Origin of the sequence: Pseudomonas sp. VD-NE ins (assembly GCF_031882575.1) — a bacterium.
Taxonomy (GTDB): Bacteria; Pseudomonadota; Gammaproteobacteria; order Pseudomonadales; family Pseudomonadaceae; genus Aquipseudomonas; species Aquipseudomonas fluorescens_BZ.
Window position 1 is genome coordinate 1,617,042 of the sequence record NZ_CP134772.1, and the last position, 20,155, is coordinate 1,637,196.

The 20,155-nt window shown below is 59.6% G+C and carries 21 protein-coding genes; 12 read left to right on the forward strand and 9 right to left on the reverse strand.

The genetic code is table 11. The features are described from left to right. Window positions 1-3 precede the first annotated feature (3 nt). The 5 genes from RMV17_RS07050 to RMV17_RS07070 all read left to right on the forward strand — a co-directional run bounded on the left by RMV17_RS07050 (window position 4) and on the right by RMV17_RS07070 (window position 4,714). Window positions 4-714: a methyltransferase domain-containing protein gene (locus RMV17_RS07050; protein WP_311886104.1), complete on the forward strand. Its 711-nt coding sequence runs from the start codon at window positions 4-6 to the stop codon at window positions 712-714. After that, window positions 711-1,097: a GtrA family protein gene (locus RMV17_RS07055; protein WP_311886105.1), complete on the forward strand. Its 387-nt coding sequence runs from the start codon at window positions 711-713 to the stop codon at window positions 1,095-1,097. The genes RMV17_RS07050 and RMV17_RS07055 overlap by 4 nt, the downstream gene beginning before the upstream one ends. After that, window positions 1,094-3,190 carry a DUF6311 domain-containing protein gene (locus RMV17_RS07060; protein WP_311886106.1) on the forward strand — a complete coding sequence of 699 codons (2,097 nt, stop codon included), beginning with the start codon at window positions 1,094-1,096 and terminating at the stop codon, window positions 3,188-3,190. The genes RMV17_RS07055 and RMV17_RS07060 overlap by 4 nt, the downstream gene beginning before the upstream one ends. Window positions 3,191-3,263: 73 nt before the next feature. Next, window positions 3,264-4,184 (forward strand): LysR substrate-binding domain-containing protein, encoded by a 921-nt coding sequence (locus tag RMV17_RS07065; protein WP_034153162.1) that lies wholly within the window; start codon window positions 3,264-3,266, stop codon window positions 4,182-4,184. 164 nt (window positions 4,185-4,348) lie between these two features. Beyond that, the gene (locus tag RMV17_RS07070; protein ID WP_034153163.1) at window positions 4,349-4,714 is read left to right on the forward strand and encodes a 5-carboxymethyl-2-hydroxymuconate Delta-isomerase; all 366 of its coding nucleotides are present in this window, start codon (window positions 4,349-4,351) and stop codon (window positions 4,712-4,714) included. A 3-nt stretch (window positions 4,715-4,717) separates the two neighbouring features. Here RMV17_RS07070 and RMV17_RS07075 read toward each other — a convergent pair whose 3' ends face one another. Then, complete coding sequence (locus tag RMV17_RS07075; RefSeq protein ID WP_311886107.1) at window positions 4,718-5,653, reverse strand: LysR family transcriptional regulator; 936 nt, start codon at window positions 5,651-5,653, stop codon at window positions 4,718-4,720. A gap of 176 nt (window positions 5,654-5,829) precedes the next feature. After that, entirely contained in the window at window positions 5,830-7,023 is a 1,194-nt protein-coding gene (locus tag RMV17_RS07080; RefSeq protein ID WP_311886108.1) for a cyanate transporter, read from the reverse strand. A gap of 414 nt (window positions 7,024-7,437) precedes the next feature. Between RMV17_RS07080 and RMV17_RS07085 the strand changes: the two genes are divergently transcribed. The 4 genes from RMV17_RS07085 to RMV17_RS07100 all read left to right on the forward strand — a co-directional run bounded on the left by RMV17_RS07085 (window position 7,438) and on the right by RMV17_RS07100 (window position 11,776). Continuing rightward, entirely contained in the window at window positions 7,438-9,087 is a 1,650-nt protein-coding gene (locus tag RMV17_RS07085; RefSeq protein ID WP_311886109.1) for a phosphoethanolamine--lipid A transferase, read from the forward strand. 228 nt (window positions 9,088-9,315) lie between these two features. After that, window positions 9,316-10,449 (forward strand): ribonuclease D, encoded by a 1,134-nt coding sequence (rnd, locus tag RMV17_RS07090; RefSeq protein ID WP_311886110.1) that lies wholly within the window; start codon window positions 9,316-9,318, stop codon window positions 10,447-10,449. Continuing rightward, window positions 10,446-10,739: a YcgL domain-containing protein gene (locus tag RMV17_RS07095; RefSeq protein ID WP_007911350.1), complete on the forward strand. Its 294-nt coding sequence runs from the start codon at window positions 10,446-10,448 to the stop codon at window positions 10,737-10,739. The genes rnd and RMV17_RS07095 overlap by 4 nt, the downstream gene beginning before the upstream one ends. A 104-nt stretch (window positions 10,740-10,843) precedes the next feature. Beyond that, window positions 10,844-11,776 (forward strand): D-2-hydroxyacid dehydrogenase, encoded by a 933-nt coding sequence (locus RMV17_RS07100; protein WP_127926209.1) that lies wholly within the window; start codon window positions 10,844-10,846, stop codon window positions 11,774-11,776. 132 nt (window positions 11,777-11,908) lie between these two features. Here RMV17_RS07100 and RMV17_RS07105 read toward each other — a convergent pair whose 3' ends face one another. After that, entirely contained in the window at window positions 11,909-12,502 is a 594-nt protein-coding gene (locus tag RMV17_RS07105) for a nitroreductase family protein (protein ID WP_311886111.1), read from the reverse strand. A gap of 279 nt (window positions 12,503-12,781) precedes the next feature. Here RMV17_RS07105 and RMV17_RS07110 point away from each other — a divergent pair, with 279 nt between their 5' ends. Together RMV17_RS07110 and RMV17_RS07115 are read left to right on the forward strand one after the other, a co-directional pair. Next, entirely contained in the window at window positions 12,782-13,231 is a 450-nt protein-coding gene (locus RMV17_RS07110) for a YcgN family cysteine cluster protein (RefSeq protein WP_034153170.1), read from the forward strand. A 35-nt stretch (window positions 13,232-13,266) separates the two neighbouring features. Next, window positions 13,267-14,496 carry a hypothetical protein gene (locus RMV17_RS07115; protein WP_311886112.1) on the forward strand — a complete coding sequence of 410 codons (1,230 nt, stop codon included), beginning with the start codon at window positions 13,267-13,269 and terminating at the stop codon, window positions 14,494-14,496. 169 nt (window positions 14,497-14,665) lie between these two features. Here RMV17_RS07115 and RMV17_RS07120 read toward each other — a convergent pair whose 3' ends face one another. The 4 genes from RMV17_RS07120 to RMV17_RS07135 form a co-directional block, all read right to left on the reverse strand. Further along, window positions 14,666-15,043: a DUF2892 domain-containing protein gene (locus RMV17_RS07120; RefSeq protein WP_311886113.1), complete on the reverse strand. Its 378-nt coding sequence runs from the start codon at window positions 15,041-15,043 to the stop codon at window positions 14,666-14,668. A gap of 81 nt (window positions 15,044-15,124) precedes the next feature. Further along, window positions 15,125-15,595, reverse strand: coding sequence for an RNA methyltransferase (locus RMV17_RS07125; protein WP_150730362.1), 471 nt, complete (start codon window positions 15,593-15,595; stop codon window positions 15,125-15,127). A 205-nt stretch (window positions 15,596-15,800) separates the two neighbouring features. Continuing rightward, window positions 15,801-16,172: a YajD family HNH nuclease gene (locus RMV17_RS07130; protein WP_007911336.1), complete on the reverse strand. Its 372-nt coding sequence runs from the start codon at window positions 16,170-16,172 to the stop codon at window positions 15,801-15,803. A gap of 48 nt (window positions 16,173-16,220) precedes the next feature. Continuing rightward, complete coding sequence (locus RMV17_RS07135; RefSeq protein WP_007911335.1) at window positions 16,221-16,907, reverse strand: spermidine synthase; 687 nt, start codon at window positions 16,905-16,907, stop codon at window positions 16,221-16,223. Between the two features lie 80 nt (window positions 16,908-16,987). Here RMV17_RS07135 and RMV17_RS07140 point away from each other — a divergent pair, with 80 nt between their 5' ends. Continuing rightward, window positions 16,988-17,272, forward strand: a complete 285-nt coding sequence (locus RMV17_RS07140) for a hypothetical protein (RefSeq protein ID WP_311886114.1) — start codon at window positions 16,988-16,990, stop codon at window positions 17,270-17,272. On the opposite strand, the gene RMV17_RS07145 is transcribed toward RMV17_RS07140, so the two are convergent. Then, window positions 17,269-17,742, reverse strand: coding sequence for a cyclic nucleotide-binding domain-containing protein (locus tag RMV17_RS07145; RefSeq protein WP_077571551.1), 474 nt, complete (start codon window positions 17,740-17,742; stop codon window positions 17,269-17,271). The two genes, RMV17_RS07140 and RMV17_RS07145, sit on opposite strands and share 4 nt — an antisense overlap. 201 nt (window positions 17,743-17,943) lie before the next feature. Continuing rightward, window positions 17,944-19,998 (reverse strand): S9 family peptidase, encoded by a 2,055-nt coding sequence (locus RMV17_RS07150; protein WP_311886115.1) that lies wholly within the window; start codon window positions 19,996-19,998, stop codon window positions 17,944-17,946. Between the last annotated feature and the right edge of the window lie 157 nt (window positions 19,999-20,155).

Genomic DNA, 20,155 nt, shown 5'->3' on the forward strand with positions numbered 1-20,155 from the left:
TACATGGATCTCAAGGAAACCGACATCCTCGGCGACAGCATCAACGAGCATTGGTATTACTGCTCGAAAGCCGCGGCCACCCGGCGTTTGCTGGGAGATGCAGCCATCGGCCGAATCCTCGATGTCGGCGCCGGTTCGGGGTTTTTCTCCCACCATCTGCTGACGCACACCGATGCGCGGGAGGCGTGGTGCGTCGACATCAGTTATCCGGCCGACTCCAGTGCGACAACCGCTGGCAAACCCGTGCACTACCGTCGCGCAATCGACACTCTCGATGCCGATCTGGTGCTGCTGATGGACGTGCTGGAACATGTTGATGACGACCTCGGGCTGCTCAAGATGTACGTCGACAAGGTACCGTCCGGCAGCCGCTTTCTGATGACGGTGCCGGCATTCCAGTTCCTGTGGAGTGGCCACGATGATTTTCTCGAACACAAGCGCCGCTACACCCTGGCGCAGTTCGAAACCCTGGCGCGTGATGCCGGTTTGACGGTGCAGCGCGGTGCCTATTATTTCGGCGCGGTGTTTCCGATTGCGGCGGCGTTGCGCTTGCTGCCGCAAGGCGCGCAAGCCCAACCGCCGCGCTCGCAACTCAAGCGTCATCATCCGCTGGTGAACGGCGTCCTCAAGACTTTATGCAGCCTTGAACTGCCGTTGATGGGGATCAACCGTCTGGCCGGTTTGAGTGTGTTCGTGTTGGCGCGCAAACCGTGACCTCGGCGCAAAAATCAGCATTGATTCAGCGTGGTTTGCGCTTTGCCATAACCGGGTTGTTTGTCACCGCGCTGCATGCGCTGGTGGCGGTGCTGTTCATCAACTTCATTGCCGCGCAACCGCCGCTGGCCAACGGCGTGGCGTTTGCCGTGGCGACGGTGGTGTCCTACGTGATCAACACCACCTGGAGTTTTTCTGCCCGTTTGCACGGGCGAACGTTGCGGCGTTTTCTGTTGGTTTCCACAGGTGGTTTTTTCCTGGCGATGTTTGTTGCCTGGGCGGCGCAGATTGCCGGCTTGCCCTACCTGCTGGGCATCGTTGCGGTAGCGTTGACGATTCCAGCGTTTACCTTTGTCTTGCACAATTTCTGGACGTATCGATGAAGGCTTCACGAAACCATCCGGCGCTGGGACTTTTACCGTTGCTGTTTGGCGTGTTGGCGTTTTTCTGTGTGATCGGGCCGCAAGCACTGGATCCGCAAAACATTGCCTGGCTGGAGCAGGGTGATCCGGCGACGCATTATCTGGGTTGGGAATATTTCCGGCATTCCCCTTGGACCTTTCCGCTTGGGCTTAACCCGTTCTATGGTGTGGAGTTGGGCAGCTCGATCATCTTTTCCGACTCCAATCCGCTGCTGGCGCTGCTGTTCAAACCGTTCAATGCGTGGCTACCGGCGACCTTCCAGTATTTCGGCCTGTGGTTGCTGGCGTGCTTCGTGCTGCAGGCCTGGTTCGGCTGGAAACTGCTCGGGCTGATGACGGGCAATCCGCTGATTCGCTTGTTGGGCACAGGTTTGCTGGTGGTTTCGCCGCCGATGTTCTTGCGCATGGGCGGGCACCTATCGCTGTCCGGACATTTTCTGATTCTGGCAGCGTTGTACCTGGCGTTGTTGCCGAAACTGTATCGACGTCGTCTGGCCTGGGGCGCGCTGCTGGCGGTGACGGCGATGGTGCACGCGTACCTGCTGGCGATGGTGGCGCTGATCTGGGGGGCGGATCTGCTCGGCAAGACCTTCAGTCAACAATTGGCTCGGCGTCAGGGGCTGCTCGAAGGCGTGTTGCTGTTCGCCGTGGTGAGTGCGTGTTGTTGGCAGGCCGGTTACTTCACGATTGCCGATGGCGCGCAATCCGGTGGTTTCGGTTTGTACCGGATGAACCTGCTGTCGCCATTCGATCCGGCGGGCTGGTCGTTCATTTTGCCGGACTTGCCGAAAGCCAGCGGCGATTACGAAGGCTTCAACTATGCGGGTCTGGGCGTGCTGTTGCTGGTGCCGTTAGCGCTGATGGGGTGGCTGAGAAATCCCCAGCCACTGAAGGATGAACTTCGCCTTCGCCGCTGGTTGTTGTTGGCGCTGATTGGTTTGTCGCTGTTCGCGCTATCGAACCAGATCGGTGTCGGCGCGCACACGTTCAGCTACCCGTTGCCGAAAATCGTCACCAACCTGGCCAATATTTTTCGCGCCTCGGGACGGATGTTCTGGCCCGTGTTGTACGCGCTCATCCTGATGGTGATGTTCCTGCTGGTGCGCGGTTATCGGCCACGCATTGTCGTCGCGCTGCTGGCGCTGGCGTTGACGATACAGATTGTCGACACGCGCAACGGCTGGTTGGGGCTGCGGCAAAGCAAGATGATGACGCCGTCCGCAGAATGGGCAACGCCGATGCGTGATCCGTTCTGGGCGAGTGCGGCGGCGCATTACCTCAATGTGCGCAGTCTGATGCCACAGAATCAGTCCGAAAACTGGCAAGTGATCGCCGATTTCGCCGCGACCCACGGCCTGAAAACCGACGCGGTCTATTTGGGGCGCATGAGTTCAAAAGCGCTGGAACAGGCCCGAAAAAAAGCGCAAAGCATGCTCGAGTCAGGGCAATACGACACCGACTCGTTGTACATCCTTGACGATACGGTGCTGACCGATGCCGCGAAAAGCGTCAACAGTGAAACCGATCTGCTGACCAGAGTGGATGGTCTGGTCGTGCTGGCGCCAGGCTGGAAGCGTTGTTCACAGTGCCTGAGCATGCCTGATGAAGGGCGGCAGATGTCATTGCTGGCATTGACCCGTCCTGGCCAGGCGCTGACGTTCAATTACACCACCCGGCAGTTGGCAAGCGGTTGGTCGACCCCGGAAAGCTGGGGTACATGGACGGCCGGGCAGCAGGCGCAGATCGACGTGCGGGTGACGCCTGAGGCGCGTTCTATCGTGCTGGATGTCATGGCATTCGTTTTGCCTCAGCACCCGGCACAGCGAGTGATCGTCAGTGTGAACGGCGAGCAGGTGCTGACCACGCAACTGGTGCAGTTGCAGGATAATCATCTGGACATACCGATCACTGCCGCGATCCGTCAGCACCTGGCGGACACTGATCGACTGACGATCGAACTGCAATTGCCCGACGCCATCAGCCCTCAACAGTTGGGCTTGAACGACGACTCTCGAGTCTTGGGCCTGGGGTTGAAACGCTTGACGGTGAACTGACGCGCCGTGGCGATGGACGCCGGGGCCTCGGCCTTTCTACACTGCCGGTATTCCGGGGAGCAGGGGGCAATGGATGAACCGCAACGAACTTCGCAAGGCCGACATCAACCTGATGGTGGTGTTCGAGACCTTGATGCTCGAACGCAATGTGACCCGGGCGGCCGAGAAGCTGTTTCTCGGCCAGCCGACCATCAGTTCGGCGCTCAATCGCTTGCGCACGATGCTCAACGATCCATTGTTCATCCGCGTCGGCCACCGTATGGAGCCGACGGCCCGTGCCGAAGATATTTTCCGTCACCTCAAGCCTGCGCTGGATTCGCTGTCGGTCGCGCTGAGCCTGACCCGTGATTTCGACCCGGCCGTCAGCACCATGACTTTCCGCATCGGTCTGTCCGATGACGTCGAGTTCGGCCTGCTGCCGCCGCTGTTGCGTGCGTTGCGCCAGGAAGCGCCGAACGTGGTGTTTGTGGTGCAACACGTCGATTACTGGCGCATCCCCGATCTGCTCGCGGCGGGTGACATCACGGTCGGTATCAGCCAGACCCGAGGCCTGCCGGCCAATGCCAAACGCAAACTGCTGCGGCATATCCAGCCGAGCATCCTGCGCGCCGACGCCAGCGACACACCGCTGACACTGGATGAATATTGCGCGCGTCCGCACGTACTGGTTTCGCACACGGCTAACGTCAGTGGATTTGCCGATGAATGGCTGGCAGAGCTCGGTCGCACTCGCCAGGTGGTGCTGTCGGTGCCGCAATACAGCGCGTTGCCGGCGCTGCTGGCCGGCACCGACCTGATTGCCAGCCTGCCGGATTACACCGCAGCGGCCATGGCCACTTCGGGATTACTGTTCAAGGAACCCTTTCCGTTCAAGACGCCGACGCTGGATCTGTCGATGGTCTGGCTCAGTCATGTGGACAGCGATCCGGCCGAGCGCTGGTTGCGTTCCAGGCTGGAGCAGTTCATGAGCGAACGGCCGCTGACCTCGTCCTGAGCCACAACACCGTGTAGGAGCTGCGGCACGCTGCGATCTTTTGATCTTCAAATCTCAAGATCAAAAGATCGCAGCCTCGTTTCACTCGACAGCTCCTACAGGGATTAGTGATGAGCTGCATGTGCTATATGTACGACCTTTCTGCCAACCACCGGGGACCTGTAATGCCACACCTGCACATGGAATACACCGCCAACCTGCCGCAGTTGAACGCCGACGTCGCGTTGATCAGGCTCAACAACACGCTGGTGGGCTCCGGTCAGTTCGCGGCGGAGTTCGATATCAAAAGTCGTGCGGTGAAAGTCGAGACTTTCAAAGTCGGTACCGCCATGGCCGAGCGCGCCTTCGTCTATGTGAAGCTGGCGCTGCTCAGCGGGCGTTCGCCGCAGATCAAGAAGCAGTTGTCAGAAAGCCTGTTGGCGGTTTTGCAGGACCTGTGCGAATGGCCGACTGACGTCGAAGTGCAGTTGTGTGTCGAACTGGTCGATATGGATCGCGAGTCCTACAGCAAAACCGCCATCGGCGCGTAGGACTCAGGCCGCTTCGAGTTCGCTGCAGACCTTGACCACCTGCTCGCGCAACCAGAGGTTGGCGCTGTCCTGATCTACGCTCTGGCTCCACTGCATGTCGAGGGTAAAGCCCGGCAAGCCGTTCGGCGCCTCACAGTGATTGAACACCGCCTCGTTGGTCAGCAAACGCTGGATGCGGCGGGGCAGGGTGAGGATGAAGTCGGTCCCGGTGATCATTTTCAATGCCGCGCTGTAGCTGTTCGAGCGCGCGACGATCTGGCGCTTTTGCGCCTGTCGCGCCAGCCAGCCGTCGACCATGTTGGTGGTCGAGGTCCACGGCGTCGGGAACACGTGTCGACGTTCGGTAAAAGCCTGCAGGCTCAGGCGGGGTTCCAGTGGTGTGGCGCGTTTGTCGAAGACGCAGACCAGATCATCCTCCAGCAACATCCGTGATTTCAGGTCGGTGTGATGGCGGTGGAAGTTGGGGCCGAAACTGATCACCAGATCGAGGCTGCCGTCGCGCAGCTCATCCGCCGGGACGTCGGTCTCGAACTTGTGCATGTTGACCATCACCGGCAAATTGTCGAAATCGAAACGCTTCAACAGACGCGGCAGAATCAGTTGCTCGAAGTATTCCGGGGCGCAGATGTTGAAGGTGACAGCTTGTTGGGTCGGGTCGAACGTGGGGGCGCCGGCGTGGCACAGGTTGATGCTTTCGAGGATTTTCTGCACATGCCCGTACATCGTGCTGGCCTTGTAGGTCGGACGCATGCCGGTGCGGGTGTTGATAAACAGTTCGTCTTCGAAACTGGTGCGCAGTTTTTTCAAACAGTAACTGACCGTGGACTGGCTGACGAACAGGGTTTCTGACACGTCGGTAACGCTGCTTTGCTCATAAACAGCGATAAACACCATGAGATCCTGCATGTCGAGCTTTCGTAGCAAGTTACTGTTCAGCATCCGTTCCGTCTCGCTGTGCTCCTTGCGCTGAATCCGCGCAAACGTGTGCGAATGATCCTAACGGAACGATGGTGCCAGGACAAAGGCCTGTAGGACGTTTCACAGTCAGTTGTGGGACAGAAAGTTTTACTAACACGACGTCCCGGGATAAACCGCTGAAAGATGGCCAGAAGCCTTTAGCTGGATGCGGGAAAGTGTCGGCCGTAATGCTGAGGATCGAAGCGCAGCACCATCAGCAGCATAACCGTCATTACAGCGGTCAACGACCACCATGCCCACTCGAAGCTGCCCAGTCGATCACGAATCATCCCGGCCATCAGCGGGGAGAGGCCAGCAATCAGATAGCCGATGCCTTGCACGAAGGCGGTCAGGCCGCCCGCGCGTTGCGGATTGTCGAGGTGATCGAGCGAGACAATCAGGCTCATCGGAAACAAACCACCAATACCCAAACCCAACAGGCACGGCCACAGCAGGCTGAACCGTTGCGGGCTGAGAATCAGGCCGCAAAAGCCACCGATGATCAGCATCAGCAGCACCATCAGCATCACGCGTCGATCCCGGCTGCGGTTGGCGATCGCCGGAACCACCAGACCGGAAATCACCTCCATGGCCGTCAGAAAACCCAACAACAGCCCGGCGTTTTGTTCACTCCAGCCTTTTTCCACGTAGTAAGGCGCGAGCCAGGCCAGCACACAGGTGTAGGACGCGGTTCCCAGACCAAAGAAGATGGCCAGCAACCAGGCACGGGAATGGCTGAAGAACGAATCCTTGCCGGTTATCGCCGTCACCTTGGAGGACAACTGACGGCGTTGTGACCACCAGAACACAAGCGCCAGCAACGCCAGGATCGCCCAGATGCTCAAACCGCTGCGCCAGCTCCCGGTTTGCACCATCACCAGCGGTGCGAACGAAGCGGCGATCGCTGCGCCACCCATGATCGACGTGACATACAAGCCCATGCACAGGGCGACATTGTCGGCGAAGCGCGATTTGATCAGCGCCGGCATCAACGCCTGAATCAGCGCAATACCGAGGCCGGCCAGCACGGCGCTGACGATCAACTGGGGTGCCGATTCGATAAACAGCCGTGACAACGTCGCCAGGGCGATGATCAGCAAGGACAGCAACACCGTCCGTTGCTCACCCAGCCGCTGACTGATGCCGATGCCGAAAAACATCGCCAGGCCCATCGCCATCACTGGCAGCATGGTCAGCAGTGACGCGACGCTGAAACTCAACGGGATGTCAGCGCGGATGGCCGACAGTAACGGGCCGACCGCCGCCATCGACGGACGTAGATTGAGGGCGACGAGCATGATCGCGAGCATCAGCCAGACAGCGGGGCGAGCGGTGGCGCGGACGTTTTCCATCATCAGACCTTTGAGCGGGGCAGACGATTAGGCGCGGAACCGCTTGTGCCGGGCAAACCAGAAAATCCTGAGCAGTATTTAAAAACTCGATACCCCGCCACCCTCGGTGGGAGCGAGCCTGCTCGCGAAAGCGGATTGTCTGCCAGCGAAAATATTGGATGTGCCAACCTCTTCGCGAGCAGGCTCGCTCCCACAAGGGACCGCCGTGTTGTTTTTACTGAATCAAACCTGAACCATTCTCAAATACTTCACAAGTTTCATCGCATTGCCAACAGCCAACTAATCGTTGGCGTCTTTTTCACAAAAAATTGATGGTTGCCTGCTTAAAGTTTCTCGTGCCTTAGTTAATGAAATTTTCACAATTGAAATTTCTTTCATGGACCGAGGCTCTTCTTTTCAGGAATCGCCCTTTCTATGTTGAAGTTAAAAGCCGTGCGCCCGGAATGGGTGACGTTGATTGCCAGTGCCTTTCTTTTAATCGGCTGCAATTTTGTCCTTTGGCAACACCTGTTCGAGATCACCGCCGCCGATGGCAAGGGCATCGCGATGCGCGTGGCGTTCGGGGTGATGATTCTCGCGGCATTCAACATCGTGCTGACGGTCCTCGCTTTCCGTCCAGTGCTCAAACCGCTGTTGACCGTGATATTTCTGATCAGCGCCGGTGTGGCTTATTTCATGAGTCAATATGGCGTCATGATCGATGCCGGCATGTTTCGCAACTTTGCCGAAACCAATGTGACGGAAGTACGTGATCTGCTTTCGTTGAAGTTGTTTGCTTATATTTTGTTGCTCGGTGTATTACCGTCCTGGTTGTTGTGGAAAGTTCCAGTCAACTATCGTCGCTGGCACCGTGAGTTAATCAGTAAAGTTATTGTCGGTGTTGCTTCGGTGGCGGTGATTGGCGGGGTGGCGCTGGCCAACTATCAGGGCTTGTCATCGCTGTTTCGCAATCACCACGAAATTCGTCTGATGCTGGTGCCCAGTAATTACATCGGTGCTTCGGCGGGTTATCTACGTGAGCAAGTGGTCTCGGCGCGGCAGCCATTCATCAAGATCGGCGAGGACGCCGAGCGCAATCCGGATGTGAAACTTCAACCGCGTAAATCCCTGACGGTGCTGGTGGTGGGGGAAAGTGCCCGGGCGGAGAACTTCGGCATCCTCGGTTACCACCGTGACACCACGCCGACACTCGACAAGGAAGCCGGGCTGATTGCCTTCACTGATGTGCATTCCTGCGGGACAGAAACGGCCGTATCGGTTCCGTGCATGTTCTCCAACATGGGCCGCAAGGATTACGACGCGAGCAAAGCCAAGAATGAAGAAGGCCTGCTCGATGTGCTCAAGCGTGCCGGGATCGACGTGATCTGGCGCGACAACCAGTCCGGCTGCAAAGGCACTTGTGATCGAGTCACCCTGCAAGATGTCAGCAACCTGAAGGACCCGGCGCTGTGCGCCAACAGCGAATGCCGCGACGAAATCCTCCTGCAAGGCCTGCAAGGTTTTATCGACCACTTGGACAAGGACACTGTTTTAGTCCTGCACCAGATGGGCAGCCACGGCCCCGAATACTTCAAGCGTTATCCAAAGGAATACGAGCACTTCACCCCGGTGTGTGAAAGTAACGCGCTGAACAATTGCAGCCGCGAAAGTATCGTCAACGGGTACGACAACACGCTGGTGTATACCGACCATGTGCTGTCGAGCCTGATCGATGTATTGCGCAGCAATCAGGACAAAGTCGATACCGCCATGTTGTACCTGTCGGACCACGGTGAGTCGCTGGGCGAATACAACTTGTTCCTGCACGGTACGCCTTACATGTTGGCGCCAGAGCAACAAAAGCATGTAGCGATGCTGGCGTGGTTCTCCGACAACTATCAGAAGGCTTATTCGGTCGACACCCATTGCCTGCAGATGAGCCGTGACAAACCGCTGAGCCAGGACAACCTGTTCCACTCGATGCTTGGCCTGCTCGAGGTCAAGACCAAGGTCTATCAGCCGGGTCTGGACATGTTTGCCGGTTGCCGTGGCGCGGTGATCGACGGCGTTTTGGCCAAAGACTGAATCCCTTCACCTGTAGGAACTGCCGAAGGCTGTGATCTTTTGATTTTGCTTTCAGGAGCAAAAGATCGCAGCCTTCGGCAACTCCTACGCATGGCAGGCCTTTCGGCTTGCTCTGTCGGACTATTCTTGCTCTCTGGCAGGACATTTCGTTACAGCTCTTGCCCTTCGCAGGCGCGTAAATCGCCGGTGGCGATATATACTGCGCGCCATTCTTCAAGGGAGAGCCGTGTGGCCATCGATATTCACTGGATTCGCGACAACGAAAGCCTCGCGCAGTTTTGCGCCGAGTGGCAGCAACTGCCGTTCGTTGCCCTCGACACCGAATTCATGCGGGTCGACACCTTCTATCCGATTGCCGGCCTGTTGCAGGTCGGCGACGGCAAACGCGCCTACCTGATCGATCCGCTGACCATCAACGCCTGGCAACCGCTGGCCGCCTTGCTGGAAAACCCAGCGGTGCTCAAAGTCCTGCACGCCTGCAGCGAAGACCTCGAAGTCCTGTTGCGCCTGACTGGCAGCCTGCCGGCACCGATGTTCGACACGCAACTGGCCGCCGCTTACCTGAACCTCGGGTTCTCGATGGGCTATTCGCGGCTGGTACAGGAAGTGCTCGGTATCGAACTGCCGAAGGGCGAGACCCGTTCCGACTGGTTACAGCGCCCGTTGTCCGACACGCAAATCAGCTACGCCGCCGAAGATGCCGTGCATCTTGCGGAGGTTTTCGTACAGCTGCGGCCGAAACTGTCTGACGACAAATTCGCCTGGGTGCTGGAGGACGGTGCCGAACTGGTCGCCAACCTGCGCCGCGAAACCGATCCGTACGAGGTCTACCGCGAGGCCAAGCTGGCGTGGAAGCTTTCGCGCGCACAACTGGCGGTACTGCGTGAACTGTGCGCCTGGCGTGAAAAAGAAGCCCGCGCCCGCGATCTGCCGCGCAACCGCATCGTTCGTGAGCATTCGCTGTGGCCGCTGGCCCGCACGCAACCGGACAACCTCGCCGCGCTGGGCAAAATCGAAGACATGCACCCGCGTACCGTGCGTCAGGACGGCCAATTTCTGCTTGATCTGATCAAACGCTCTGGCAGTGTGGGGCCTGATCAATGGCCGCCCGCCGTGCCGGAGCCCTTGCCGATCGAAGCCGCTACGTTGATCAAACAACTACGCGCATTGGGTCAGGCTGAAGCCGAGCGTCTGGGTATTGCCCCGGAACTGATGCTGCGCAAGAAAACCCTCGAAGCCCTGGTCAAAAGCGGCTATCCCGAGGGTCCTTACCAATTGCCTGAGTCGCTGCGTGGCTGGCGCCGCGAACTCATGGGTCAGAAGCTGCTCGACAGCCTGGCCACCGCCGGAGAACAGCCTTGAAACGTATTTGTTCCATCTACCAAAGCTCCAAGCGCAGCGGCATGTACCTTTACGTGCTCAAAAGTGACGCGCTTGAGCGTGTGCCGGAAGCGCTGATGCTGGCCTTCGGCAAGCCGAAGCATTCCTTCGATCTGGTGCTGTCACCGGAGCGCAAACTGGCCAGCGAGGACATCGTCGTGGTCCTGGAAAACCTCGACAAGCAGGGCTACCACCTGCAAATGCCGCCGGCCGAGGACGAGTACATCGAGCACTTGCCCGAAGAGTTGCTGCGACGCAACGACCCGGTCTGATCTGCGCGGCTCTGTTCTGAGTCTCGGTTTACCCTGGAACTGTTTTTAACGCGATGGCCGTCCGAATCCGGCGGCCGTCTGCACGGTTTGCGAAAGGTTTGAAGATGCGCGTTCTGATTGCCGAACACGACCACGCGATATACGCCCGGCTGCTGCGTCAGGCAGCGCCCGAGCTTGAAGTACTGACCAGCGGCGACTCCGCCGAACTGGCCCGTCAGGCCGCCGATTGCCCGGTGTGGCTGGGCCAGCCGGATCTGCTGGCGACCCTGTTGCGTCAGGGCCATCAACCGCAATGGCTGCAATCGACCTGGGCCGGTATCACCCCGTTGCTCGCTGACGGGTTGCGCCGTGATTATCGCTTGACCCGTGCGGTGGGCATTTTCGGTCAGGTGATGGCCGAATACGTGCTGACGTACATTCTTGGCCATGAGCGCGAAGTGCTGGCGCGACTGGTCAGCCAGGTCGAGCGCAAGTGGGACAACCGCAGCGGCCAGAGTCTGGTCGGGCGCAAGGTGCTGATTGTCGGCACCGGTGACATTGGCCAGAGCGTGGCGCAGTTCCTGCTGCCGTTCGGCATCGAGTTGTACGGCATCGCCAGCAGTGCCCGGGAGCAGGCGCCGTTTGTCGAAGTCGGCTCGATGGCCGATCTGCCGCGACTGGTGGGCGAAGTGGATTACGTGGTCAATCTGCTGCCGAACACCGAGCACACCCACGATATCTACGACGCGGCGCTATTCAAGCAATTCAAGCCGACCGGGTTGTTCATCAATGCCGGGCGCGGGGTTGCGGTGGTTGATGCCGATCTGGTGGAAGCGCTGAAGGAAGGCCATCTGGCGGGGGCGGTGATCGACGTTTGCCGTCAGGAGCCACTGCCACAGCGCCATCCGTTCTGGACCGCGTGGGGTTTGCTGCTGACCGGGCACAGCTCGGCACCGACGTCGCCGGCGCTGATGGTGCAGTTGTTTGTCGAGAACCTGAAGGCGTATCAGGCGAGCGAAGCGTTGCGCGGGGAAGTGGATTTCAATCGCGGGTATTGATCTCCTTGCTTCAGATCGTTCCCACGCGGAGCGTGGGAATGCAGCCGGGGACGCTCTGCGTCCCATTGGAACGCGGAGCGTCCCTTGAGTCATTCCCACGCGGAGCGTGGGAACGATCATTTGCGGTGTGGCTTAGAGGGTGAATTCGCCTTCCGCCGCCAGTTCGTTCAGCGGACGGCGCGGGCTCGGCTCTTCACGGGCCTGCAGGTATTCAGCCAGCGTTGCCTTGTCACCGAGTTTGCCGACCGCCACCGCCGCGTGCAGCGCGTAACCTTCAGGAATATTCAGCTCCTTGCGCGTCAGCTCCTGATCGAAACCGGCCATGCCGTGGGTGTGCCAGCCGCTGATGCTTGCTTGCAGCGCCAGATGCCCCCACGCCGAACCGGTGTCGAAGGTATGCCACAACGCCGGCGTTTCTTCCGTCGCGCCGGGTGCAGTGAAGGTGGTTTTCGAAATCACGATCACCAGCGCCGCAGAATGCTGTGCCCAGCTACGGTTGAATTCGTTGAGCAGGCCCAGGTAACGCTCCCAGTTTGGCGTATCGCGACGCGCATAGAGGAAACGCCAAGGCTGCGAGTTGTACGCCGAGGGCGCCCAGCGTGCCGCTTCGAAGAAGCTCAACAGGGTTTCTTCCGGGATCGCTTCGCCGGTGAAGGCGCGCGGCGACCAGCGGTCGGTGAATTGCGGGTGAATGGCGTAATCGGCAACGCGAGGGTTGGCACTCATCGAGAGATTCCTTGCTACGTTTGAGTCAGGGATTTGAATGAAAACCCGGCGGGATCAGTTGCGCTGAACGATGGGGTTTTCCGAGCCTGAGGGTTCACCACAATGCAACGCGGTCGAGCGTTAATGGCTTGCGGGCAAGGCTTCTTGCGACTGGCAAAGCTACGCGCCGCCACAAAAACTGACAAGTCCCGCGCAACCGGCAGTCGCCACCGCTTGGCCCGCCGGGTCTTGGGCACTAGACTGGCGGCCTTTTCACCACCTGATGTTGATGCTTGAGCCATGGCCGCCAAAGTCGAACCGTTCTGGATACGCAAAACCCTCGATCAACTGGATCACCAGGAATGGGAATCGCTGTGCGACGGCTGTGGCCTGTGCTGCCTGCAGAAACTCGAGGATGAAGAAGACAACAGCGTTTATTACACGCGCATCGCCTGCAAACTGCTGGACCTGAAAACCTGCCAGTGCAGCGACTACCCGAACCGCATCAAATTTGTCCCGGACTGCATCCAGCTCACCCCGGGCCAGGCCGAAGAGTTCAAATGGCTGCCGCCGACCTGCGGGTATCGACTGGTCAGCGAGGGCAAGGATTTGCCGTTGTGGCACCACCTGGTGTGTGGCGATCGCGATGCGGTGCACCATGAGCGTATTTCCCAGTCCGGGCGCATGCTTGCCGAAGGCAGCGTGCCGGAAGATGACTGGGAAGATCACCTGATTTTCCGTGCGGGTTGAACACCTGCTGATTCAAGCTTTACCAAGGAGTGTGTATGGCTGTCGGATTGCCGCGAGCGTTGATGGTTGCGCTGCTGGCGCTGAGCGCGCCGGTCTGGGCGGCGAAGAAAGTCGATCTGGATTATCACGTGCGTCTGTTGCCACAGAGCGATCAGGCCGAAGTACGCCTGACCCTGGCCAAGGGCGAAGCGGTACGCAGTCTCGATTTCGATCTTGGCGACGGCAGCCATTACAGCGACTTCAAGGCTGACGGCCAGTGGCTGCTGAGCCCGGGCAAACAAGCGCGCGGGGTCTGGCGCCCCGCCAGCGAAAAGTCCAGCCTGACCTACCGCGTACGCATCAGCCACGGCCGCAAGAACGGCAGCTTCGACACGCGCATGACCCCAAATTGGGCGTTGATGCGTGGCGACGAACTGGTGCCGCCGGCCAGACTCGATCAACAGGACGGCACCGAACTGGTCGCGCGTCTGCAATTCGAATTGCCTGATGGTTGGAAAAGCGTTGAAACCGCGTGGCCACGCATCGGCAAAAACAAATTCCGCATCGACAATCCTTCGCGCCTGTTCGACCGCCCGACCGGCTGGATGCTCGCCGGCCACCTCGGCAGCCGCCGCACACGCTTGGGCGAAACCGAAGTCACCGTGGCCTCGCCGCAGGGCCAGGGCATGCGCCGGATGGATGTGCTGACGTTGCTCACGTTTGTCTGGCCGCAGGTGCAGGCCGTGTACCCGCGACATCCGAGCAAGCTGTTGATCGTCGGCGCCAACGACCCGATGTGGCGTGGCGGCCTCGGAGCGCATGAATCCATCTACGTAAACACGCGACTACCGCTGGTCAGCGAAAGCGGTAGCAGCGCGCTGGTACGTGAGTTGGCGCAGGTGTTCGGGCGGATCAATGACGAGCAGCGCAGCGACTGGATCAGCGAAGGTTTTGCCGAGTATTACGCCATTGAACTGGTACGCCGCGCCGGCGGCATGAGTGATGAGCGTTATCAAGGTTTGCAGGCGAAACTGGCCAAGGACAGCCAGAAGGTCACGACGTTGCGCGGCGAGCAGATCAGCCCGGCGCAGGTGGCGAAAGCGGTGGTGCTGTTGCAGGAACTGGATCGCGAGATTCGCTTGAAGACGCGCAACAAGCGTTCGCTGGATGATGTGTTGCGTGGGGCGATGCATCTGGGGACGGTGAGTACCAAGGAGTTTGTGCAACTGGCCGAGAGTGTTCTCGGCGAGTCTTCCAAAGTCCTTGATACCGCGTTGCTACAGTGACACCGCTATCGCTGGCAAGCCAGCTCCCACAGTGTTTTGGGTTGGGCACAAAATCAGTGCACAACCCATAAGCCGATTTGGGGCTGGGCAAAAATTCTGTGGTCTCCACAGAACCTGTGGGAGCTGGCTTGCCAGCGATGAGGCCGTCAGCCCCACCGAAAATCTCGGATCAAACCCCGGTTTTCGGCGATTTCACCGAATCATTGCCGGTCACGGTGGCGGTATTGGTCGCCGCCTCGGCATTGGCCTTGAGCTTGCTCAGTTCTTCTCCAGCGCGCTCGATCTTCGCCCGCACGTTGTTCATGTCCTGACGACTCTTCTCGAACAGGCTCTTCACCGAACTGTGCCCGGTAATCCCGCGCGCCATGGCCACGCCGCCAATTGCCACCTGAATCAAACCGAACACACCGCCACGGCGCAGGCCCTTGCCGACCATGATCACGCCACCCGCGAGCGAGCCAATGCGCTCCCAGCCTTCGACGTTTTGCTCGGAACGGCTCTGGAACGGAGTGGATTCGATACGTTCGACACGTTTCAGTTCGGTCATGATCTTTCTCCAGGCAATGAGTAATCGATAAACAAGCTGACTGCCGAAGCGGTCAGCTTGTTCCATCGGATGTGCGCCGCTTCAGCGGAATTTCGGCCCGGAGCGCGTGTTCAGGCCCTTGGCCATGCGGTCGTAGAGCACGACGTTGACCGTGGCGGCGAGGTTCATGCAGCCGGTGGTCGGGATGTATACGACGTCTTCGCACCAGTCGCGGATATCTTTATCCAGCGAGCCATCTTCGGGGCCGAAGATGTACAGGGCGCGATCCGGATGAGTGTATTCCGGCAGCGGGCGGGCGCCCTCGACCAGTTCCACGGCGACGGGCACGCAGTTGAGCGGGAGGATCTTTTTCAGATCGTCGATGCCGATCAGCGGGATGTCGTAGTGCACGCGTTTGGTGTCGGTGACGAAGTCGGCGGCGCGTTCATAACGTTTGCCGGTGTAGAACACCGATGCCACGCCATAACAGCCTGCGGCGCGCATCACCGAACCGACGTTCTCCGGTGATTTGGGGTTATACAAACCAATGCAGCTGTACCGTTTGTCTGCCACGAGCGGGGTGCCTTCGGGAAAAAGAGCGCGATTATACGGGGATTGGGAGAGGGCGGGCAGATTCGAGATCTGTGGTGTCTGCTCTGGCCCTATCGCTGGCAAGCCAGCTCCCACAGGGATCTCGGGTGTTCACAAAATTTGTGAGCGATCAAAATCATTGTGGGAGCTGGCTTGCCAGCGATGAGGCCAGTTCAGGCAATGAAGATCAGTCTTCTTTCTTCATCAACCCGGCCAGCGCGGCAAACGGGTTATGCGTTGCCTTGGCGATCTTCGGCGTGCTCAGCGAGCCCTCGCTGAAATACTGCTGATCGGTATAGCGCGAGTGTTCGTTGTCGTGGCAATACAGGCACAACAGCTCCCAGTTCGAGCCGTCTTGCGGGTTGTTGTCGTGGTTGTGGTCGCGGTGGTGCACGGTCAGTTCGCTCAGGCGCTTGCCGGAAAATTCACGGGTGCAGCGGCCACAGACGTGCGGGTACATCTTCAGGGCCTTGTCGCGGTAGCCCATTTCCTTGTCGCGCTGGTTGTCGGCGAGGATGCGATCCAGCTTCGACGTGTTGGTTGGGGTGGACGAACTCATGGGTTCACCTTTGTAGAAGACTAATGACGGTTATGCGCAGAGTTTAGCTCAGCCCTTGAGCTTCTCGGCAATCCAGATCGTGTGGCGCGTGCCCTTGTTGCCGTGGGCGAAGACCTGGACTTCTTCGGCCTTGAAACCGGCCTTCTTCAATTTGTCGGAAAACAGCCGATCGGCGCTGGCCGACCACACCGCCAGCACACCTTTCGGTCGCAATGCTTTGGCACAGGCATTCAGACCAGCGGCGGAGTACAGCCAGCTGTTGGCCTTCTGCGTCAGGCCTTCGGGGCCGTTGTCGACGTCGAGCATGATCGCGTCGAAACCGTTCGGCTCGCTTTGCAGGACCTTGGCCACATCTTCCTGACGGATCACCGTGCGCGGATCGAGCAGCGGCCGACCGGACTTCTCGCCGAGCGGGCCACGGTTCCACTCCACCACGCCGGGCACCAGTTCCGCGACCACCACTTCAGCGGTCTTGCCCAGATGCTTGAGCGCCGAGGCGAGGGTGAAGCCCATGCCCAGACCACCGATCAGCACCCGCGAATCCGGCCGGCCAGCGACCTTGCGACACGGAATTTCGGCCAGCGCATCTTCGGAACCGTGCATGCGCGTGTTCATCAATTGCCCGCCGTCGCCGCCCTGGATCTTGATGACGAAGTCTTCGCCATACTCGAACAGGCACAGGGCACCGCCGCTTTCAGGGATCGGGGTGGTGTCGAGCAGAACGAAACGTTTCATGGAAATCTCTACAAGGGGGAAGGCAAGCAGGCCCGTTGGGAGTAGCCTGAGCGCAGACTAGAGGCCAAACGGAGCCCTTGATGAAGCGCACCATTCTAACGGTCATTGCCCTGGCCGTGCTCTCGATTACTGCAGTGCAGGCGCAACAGGCCATTCCGATCAGCCCGGCGCCGCAACCCGGCTCGCCCGGCACAGCGACACCGACGCCGTACCCGCAGATCACGCCGATCAACATTCCCAAGTCCGGCGCCGGCAGTGGCAGTCCGCCGCTGGTGCCGATCGAAATGCCCAGTCCGCCGAGCAAGGATCAGCCGGTGCCGGGCATTGAGCCGAACGGAACCAAGGCGAAATCCCCCGGCGGTTAAACCTGCTGCGCGGCCAATTGGCCGTCGGCCATGCGCAGGCGTTTCGACAGGGAAACGGCAAGGGCGCGGATGATCTTCGCGGCGATCTTCGGCGCGTCGTTGAGCATTTTTTCCAGCGAGTCTTTGCCGAGGTTCAGCAGTTGGCAGTTCGTCGCTGCCACGCAGGTGGCCGAGCGGCGTTCACCATCGAGCACGGCCATTTCGCCGAACGCCCGACCGCTGCGCAAGGTGGCCATGGTGATCACCTGACCGTCGGGCCCGGTTTTCTGCACGGCGACCTGGCCGGTGTGGAGGATGCACATGAAACTGCCGGCATCGCCCTCACGGAAAATCGCCTCGCCTTCGGCCACGGTGCTGATGCTGAAGTAGCCGGAAGCGGCCGCAAAGTCGGCCAGCTGCAATTGATCGAACAGGCCACAGTCCATCAGCCAGTCGCGGATTTCGTTGTTCAGTAAGGTCGGTTCTGACATGTCGTCACGGTCTTTTTGTTTTTACTGTTTCAGGCTTCACACGGTCTCCGTGTAGGAGCTGCCGAAGGCTGCGATCTTTTGATCTTGCCTTTGAAAAAATCAAAATCAAAAGATCACAGCCTTCGGCAGCTCCTACAGGGGATCTGTGGGGTATCGGCCTCTCGGGTCTGCAATTAAGACCCAAGTGACCGACGGAGTTCCTCAGGCCAGGCCCAAAACCTTGAAAACAAATGCGTATTCGAGCGCTACGTCACGTAATCCCTGATAGCGCCCGCTCATCCCGCCATGCCCGGCGCCCAATTCGGTCTTGAGCAGCAGCAAATTGTCATCGGTCTTGGTCGCGCGCAATTTCGCCACCCACTTGGCCGCTTCCCAGTACTGCACTCGGCTGTCGTTGTAGCCGGCAATCACCAGCGTCGCCGGATAATCCTGCGCGCTGACGTTTTCGTACGGCGCGTAAGCCTTGATTCGCTCGTAAACCTCCGGCTCCTCGGGATTGCCCCACTCGTCGTACTCGGTGACGGTCAGCGGCAGATCCGGGTCGAGCATGGTGTTGAGCACGTCGACGAAGGGCACTTCGGCAATCGCCACGGCGAACAGATCCGGACGCTGGTTAAGCACGGCACCGATCAGCAAACCACCGGCGCTGCCACCGCTGATCGCCAGTTTTTCGGCCGTGGTGATGCCGTTGAGGATCAAGAACTCGGCGCAGGCAATGAAGTCGCTGAAGGTGTTGTGCTTGTGTTCCTGCTTGCCGGCGCGATACCAGGCCTCGCCCAGTTCACCGCCGCCGCGCACATGGGCGATGGCGAAGGCCATGCCGCGATCCAAGAGGCTCAGACGGGCGTGGGAGAACCACGGATCAAGGCTCGAACCGTAAGCGCCGTAACCGTAGAGATACAGCGGCACCGCTTGGCCGACCATTTCGCGCTTCATCACCAGACTGATCGGCACCTGCGTACCGTCAGGCGCGGTCGCCCACAGGCGCTGGCTGACGTAAGCGTCGGCGTCGAACGGGCCGAGCACCGGGGTTTCTTTCAAAACCGTTTGTTCGCCGCTGGCGAGGATCAGTTGGCGAACCTGCGCCGGGCGGTTCAACGCCTCGTAACGCAGGCGAATGCGGTCGCTTTCAAACTCCAGGCTGTTTTGCACATACAGGCTGTAGGCCGCGTCCGGTAATTGCACGCGATACGGCGCCAGACCGTGTGGGTGAACTTCGATGATCGGCAGGCCACCTTCGCGCAGGCTCAGGGTCATCGCCTCGGTGTTGAGGCTGACGCCATCAAGCATGACTGTGTCGCTGTGGGGGATCAGGTTCTGCCAGTCGGCTTCGGTCGGCGCGGTGCCGGTGTCCGGCGCCTGATACAGGGCGTAGTTGATGCCGTCACGGTTGGTGCGGATAAACCATGTCCACACGCCATCGAGCAGACCGTGATCGACATCGTATTCATGATCTTCGACCCGTGGCGCCAGGCAAGTGAAGGGCTGGTGCGGCTGATTGGCATCGAGCGCCCAGACTTCGCTGGTGGTCTTGCTGCCCAGCGACAGCAGCAATTGCTGCTCGGAGCTGGAGCGGTAGCAATGCAGGAAGAAACGCCCGTCTGCCTCGTGGAAAACTTCTTCGGCGGCGGTGCCGTCGAGGCGATAGCGGAACAGTTTGTGCGGGCGGTGGGTGTCGTCGAGCACGCCGAAAAACAGGGTCAGGCTGTCATTGGCCCAGGTCATGCTGCCGTCGCAGTCTTCGAATTCCAGTTCGCTGACTTTGTCGTTGGCCAGTTCCTTGACGAACAACGTGTAGATCTCGTCGCCTGAGGCATCGACGCTGTAGGCCAGCCGCTGATGATCCGGGCTGATGCTGAAGGCACCGAGCGAGAAGAATCCGCCGTTGGCCAGTTCATTCGGGTCGAGCAGCAATTGTTCGCGGCTTTCGTCGAGGTTCAGGCTGTCATCGGCCGGACGCGGGCAGCGGTAATGCCTCGCGTATTCGTCGCCCGCCGTGGTGCGCGTGTAATACAGGTACGGCCCCCACGGCGAAGGCAGGGACAGGTCGGTTTCGAGAATCCGGCCCTTGATCTCTTCGAACAGGGTTTCACGCAATTCAGCCTGATCGGCGGTTTGCGCTTCCTGGTAGGCGTTTTCGGCCTTGAGGTAATCGAGCACCGCGTCGGTGTCGCGCTCCTGCAGCCAGGCATACGGGTCGGCGCCGGCAGCCTTGTGGGCAATCGGGGCACTGATGACGTTGGCGGATTGGGGCATGGATGGCTCTCGGACAAAGTTCGGAATAGGGTTTTTCGCGGATCTTGAAACCGCCGCAGCCCCCTGTGGGAGCGAGCTTGCTCGCGAATGCGGTGGGTCAGACAACAATGTTTCAACTGACAGTCCGTATTCGCGAGCAGGCTCGCTCCCACAGGTC

Coding starts and splice junctions, on each gene's coding strand:
- RMV17_RS07050 (WP_311886104.1), top strand. CDS start 4: ATGGATCTCAAGGAAACCGACATCCTCGGCGACAGCATCAACGAGCAT.
- RMV17_RS07060 (WP_311886106.1), top strand. CDS start 1,094: ATGAAGGCTTCACGAAACCATCCGGCGCTGGGACTTTTACCGTTGCTG.
- RMV17_RS07065 (WP_034153162.1), top strand. CDS start 3,264: ATGAACCGCAACGAACTTCGCAAGGCCGACATCAACCTGATGGTGGTG.
- RMV17_RS07070 (WP_034153163.1), top strand. CDS start 4,349: ATGCCACACCTGCACATGGAATACACCGCCAACCTGCCGCAGTTGAAC.
- RMV17_RS07075 (WP_311886107.1), bottom strand. CDS start 5,653: ATGCTGAACAGTAACTTGCTACGAAAGCTCGACATGCAGGATCTCATG.
- RMV17_RS07080 (WP_311886108.1), bottom strand. CDS start 7,023: ATGGAAAACGTCCGCGCCACCGCTCGCCCCGCTGTCTGGCTGATGCTC.
- RMV17_RS07085 (WP_311886109.1), top strand. CDS start 7,438: ATGTTGAAGTTAAAAGCCGTGCGCCCGGAATGGGTGACGTTGATTGCC.
- RMV17_RS07100 (WP_127926209.1), top strand. CDS start 10,844: ATGCGCGTTCTGATTGCCGAACACGACCACGCGATATACGCCCGGCTG.
- RMV17_RS07105 (WP_311886111.1), bottom strand. CDS start 12,502: ATGAGTGCCAACCCTCGCGTTGCCGATTACGCCATTCACCCGCAATTC.
- RMV17_RS07110 (WP_034153170.1), top strand. CDS start 12,782: ATGGCCGCCAAAGTCGAACCGTTCTGGATACGCAAAACCCTCGATCAA.
- RMV17_RS07115 (WP_311886112.1), top strand. CDS start 13,267: ATGGCTGTCGGATTGCCGCGAGCGTTGATGGTTGCGCTGCTGGCGCTG.
- RMV17_RS07120 (WP_311886113.1), bottom strand. CDS start 15,043: ATGACCGAACTGAAACGTGTCGAACGTATCGAATCCACTCCGTTCCAG.
- RMV17_RS07130 (WP_007911336.1), bottom strand. CDS start 16,172: ATGAGTTCGTCCACCCCAACCAACACGTCGAAGCTGGATCGCATCCTC.
- RMV17_RS07135 (WP_007911335.1), bottom strand. CDS start 16,907: ATGAAACGTTTCGTTCTGCTCGACACCACCCCGATCCCTGAAAGCGGC.
- RMV17_RS07140 (WP_311886114.1), top strand. CDS start 16,988: ATGAAGCGCACCATTCTAACGGTCATTGCCCTGGCCGTGCTCTCGATT.
- RMV17_RS07145 (WP_077571551.1), bottom strand. CDS start 17,742: ATGTCAGAACCGACCTTACTGAACAACGAAATCCGCGACTGGCTGATG.
- RMV17_RS07150 (WP_311886115.1), bottom strand. CDS start 19,998: ATGCCCCAATCCGCCAACGTCATCAGTGCCCCGATTGCCCACAAGGCT.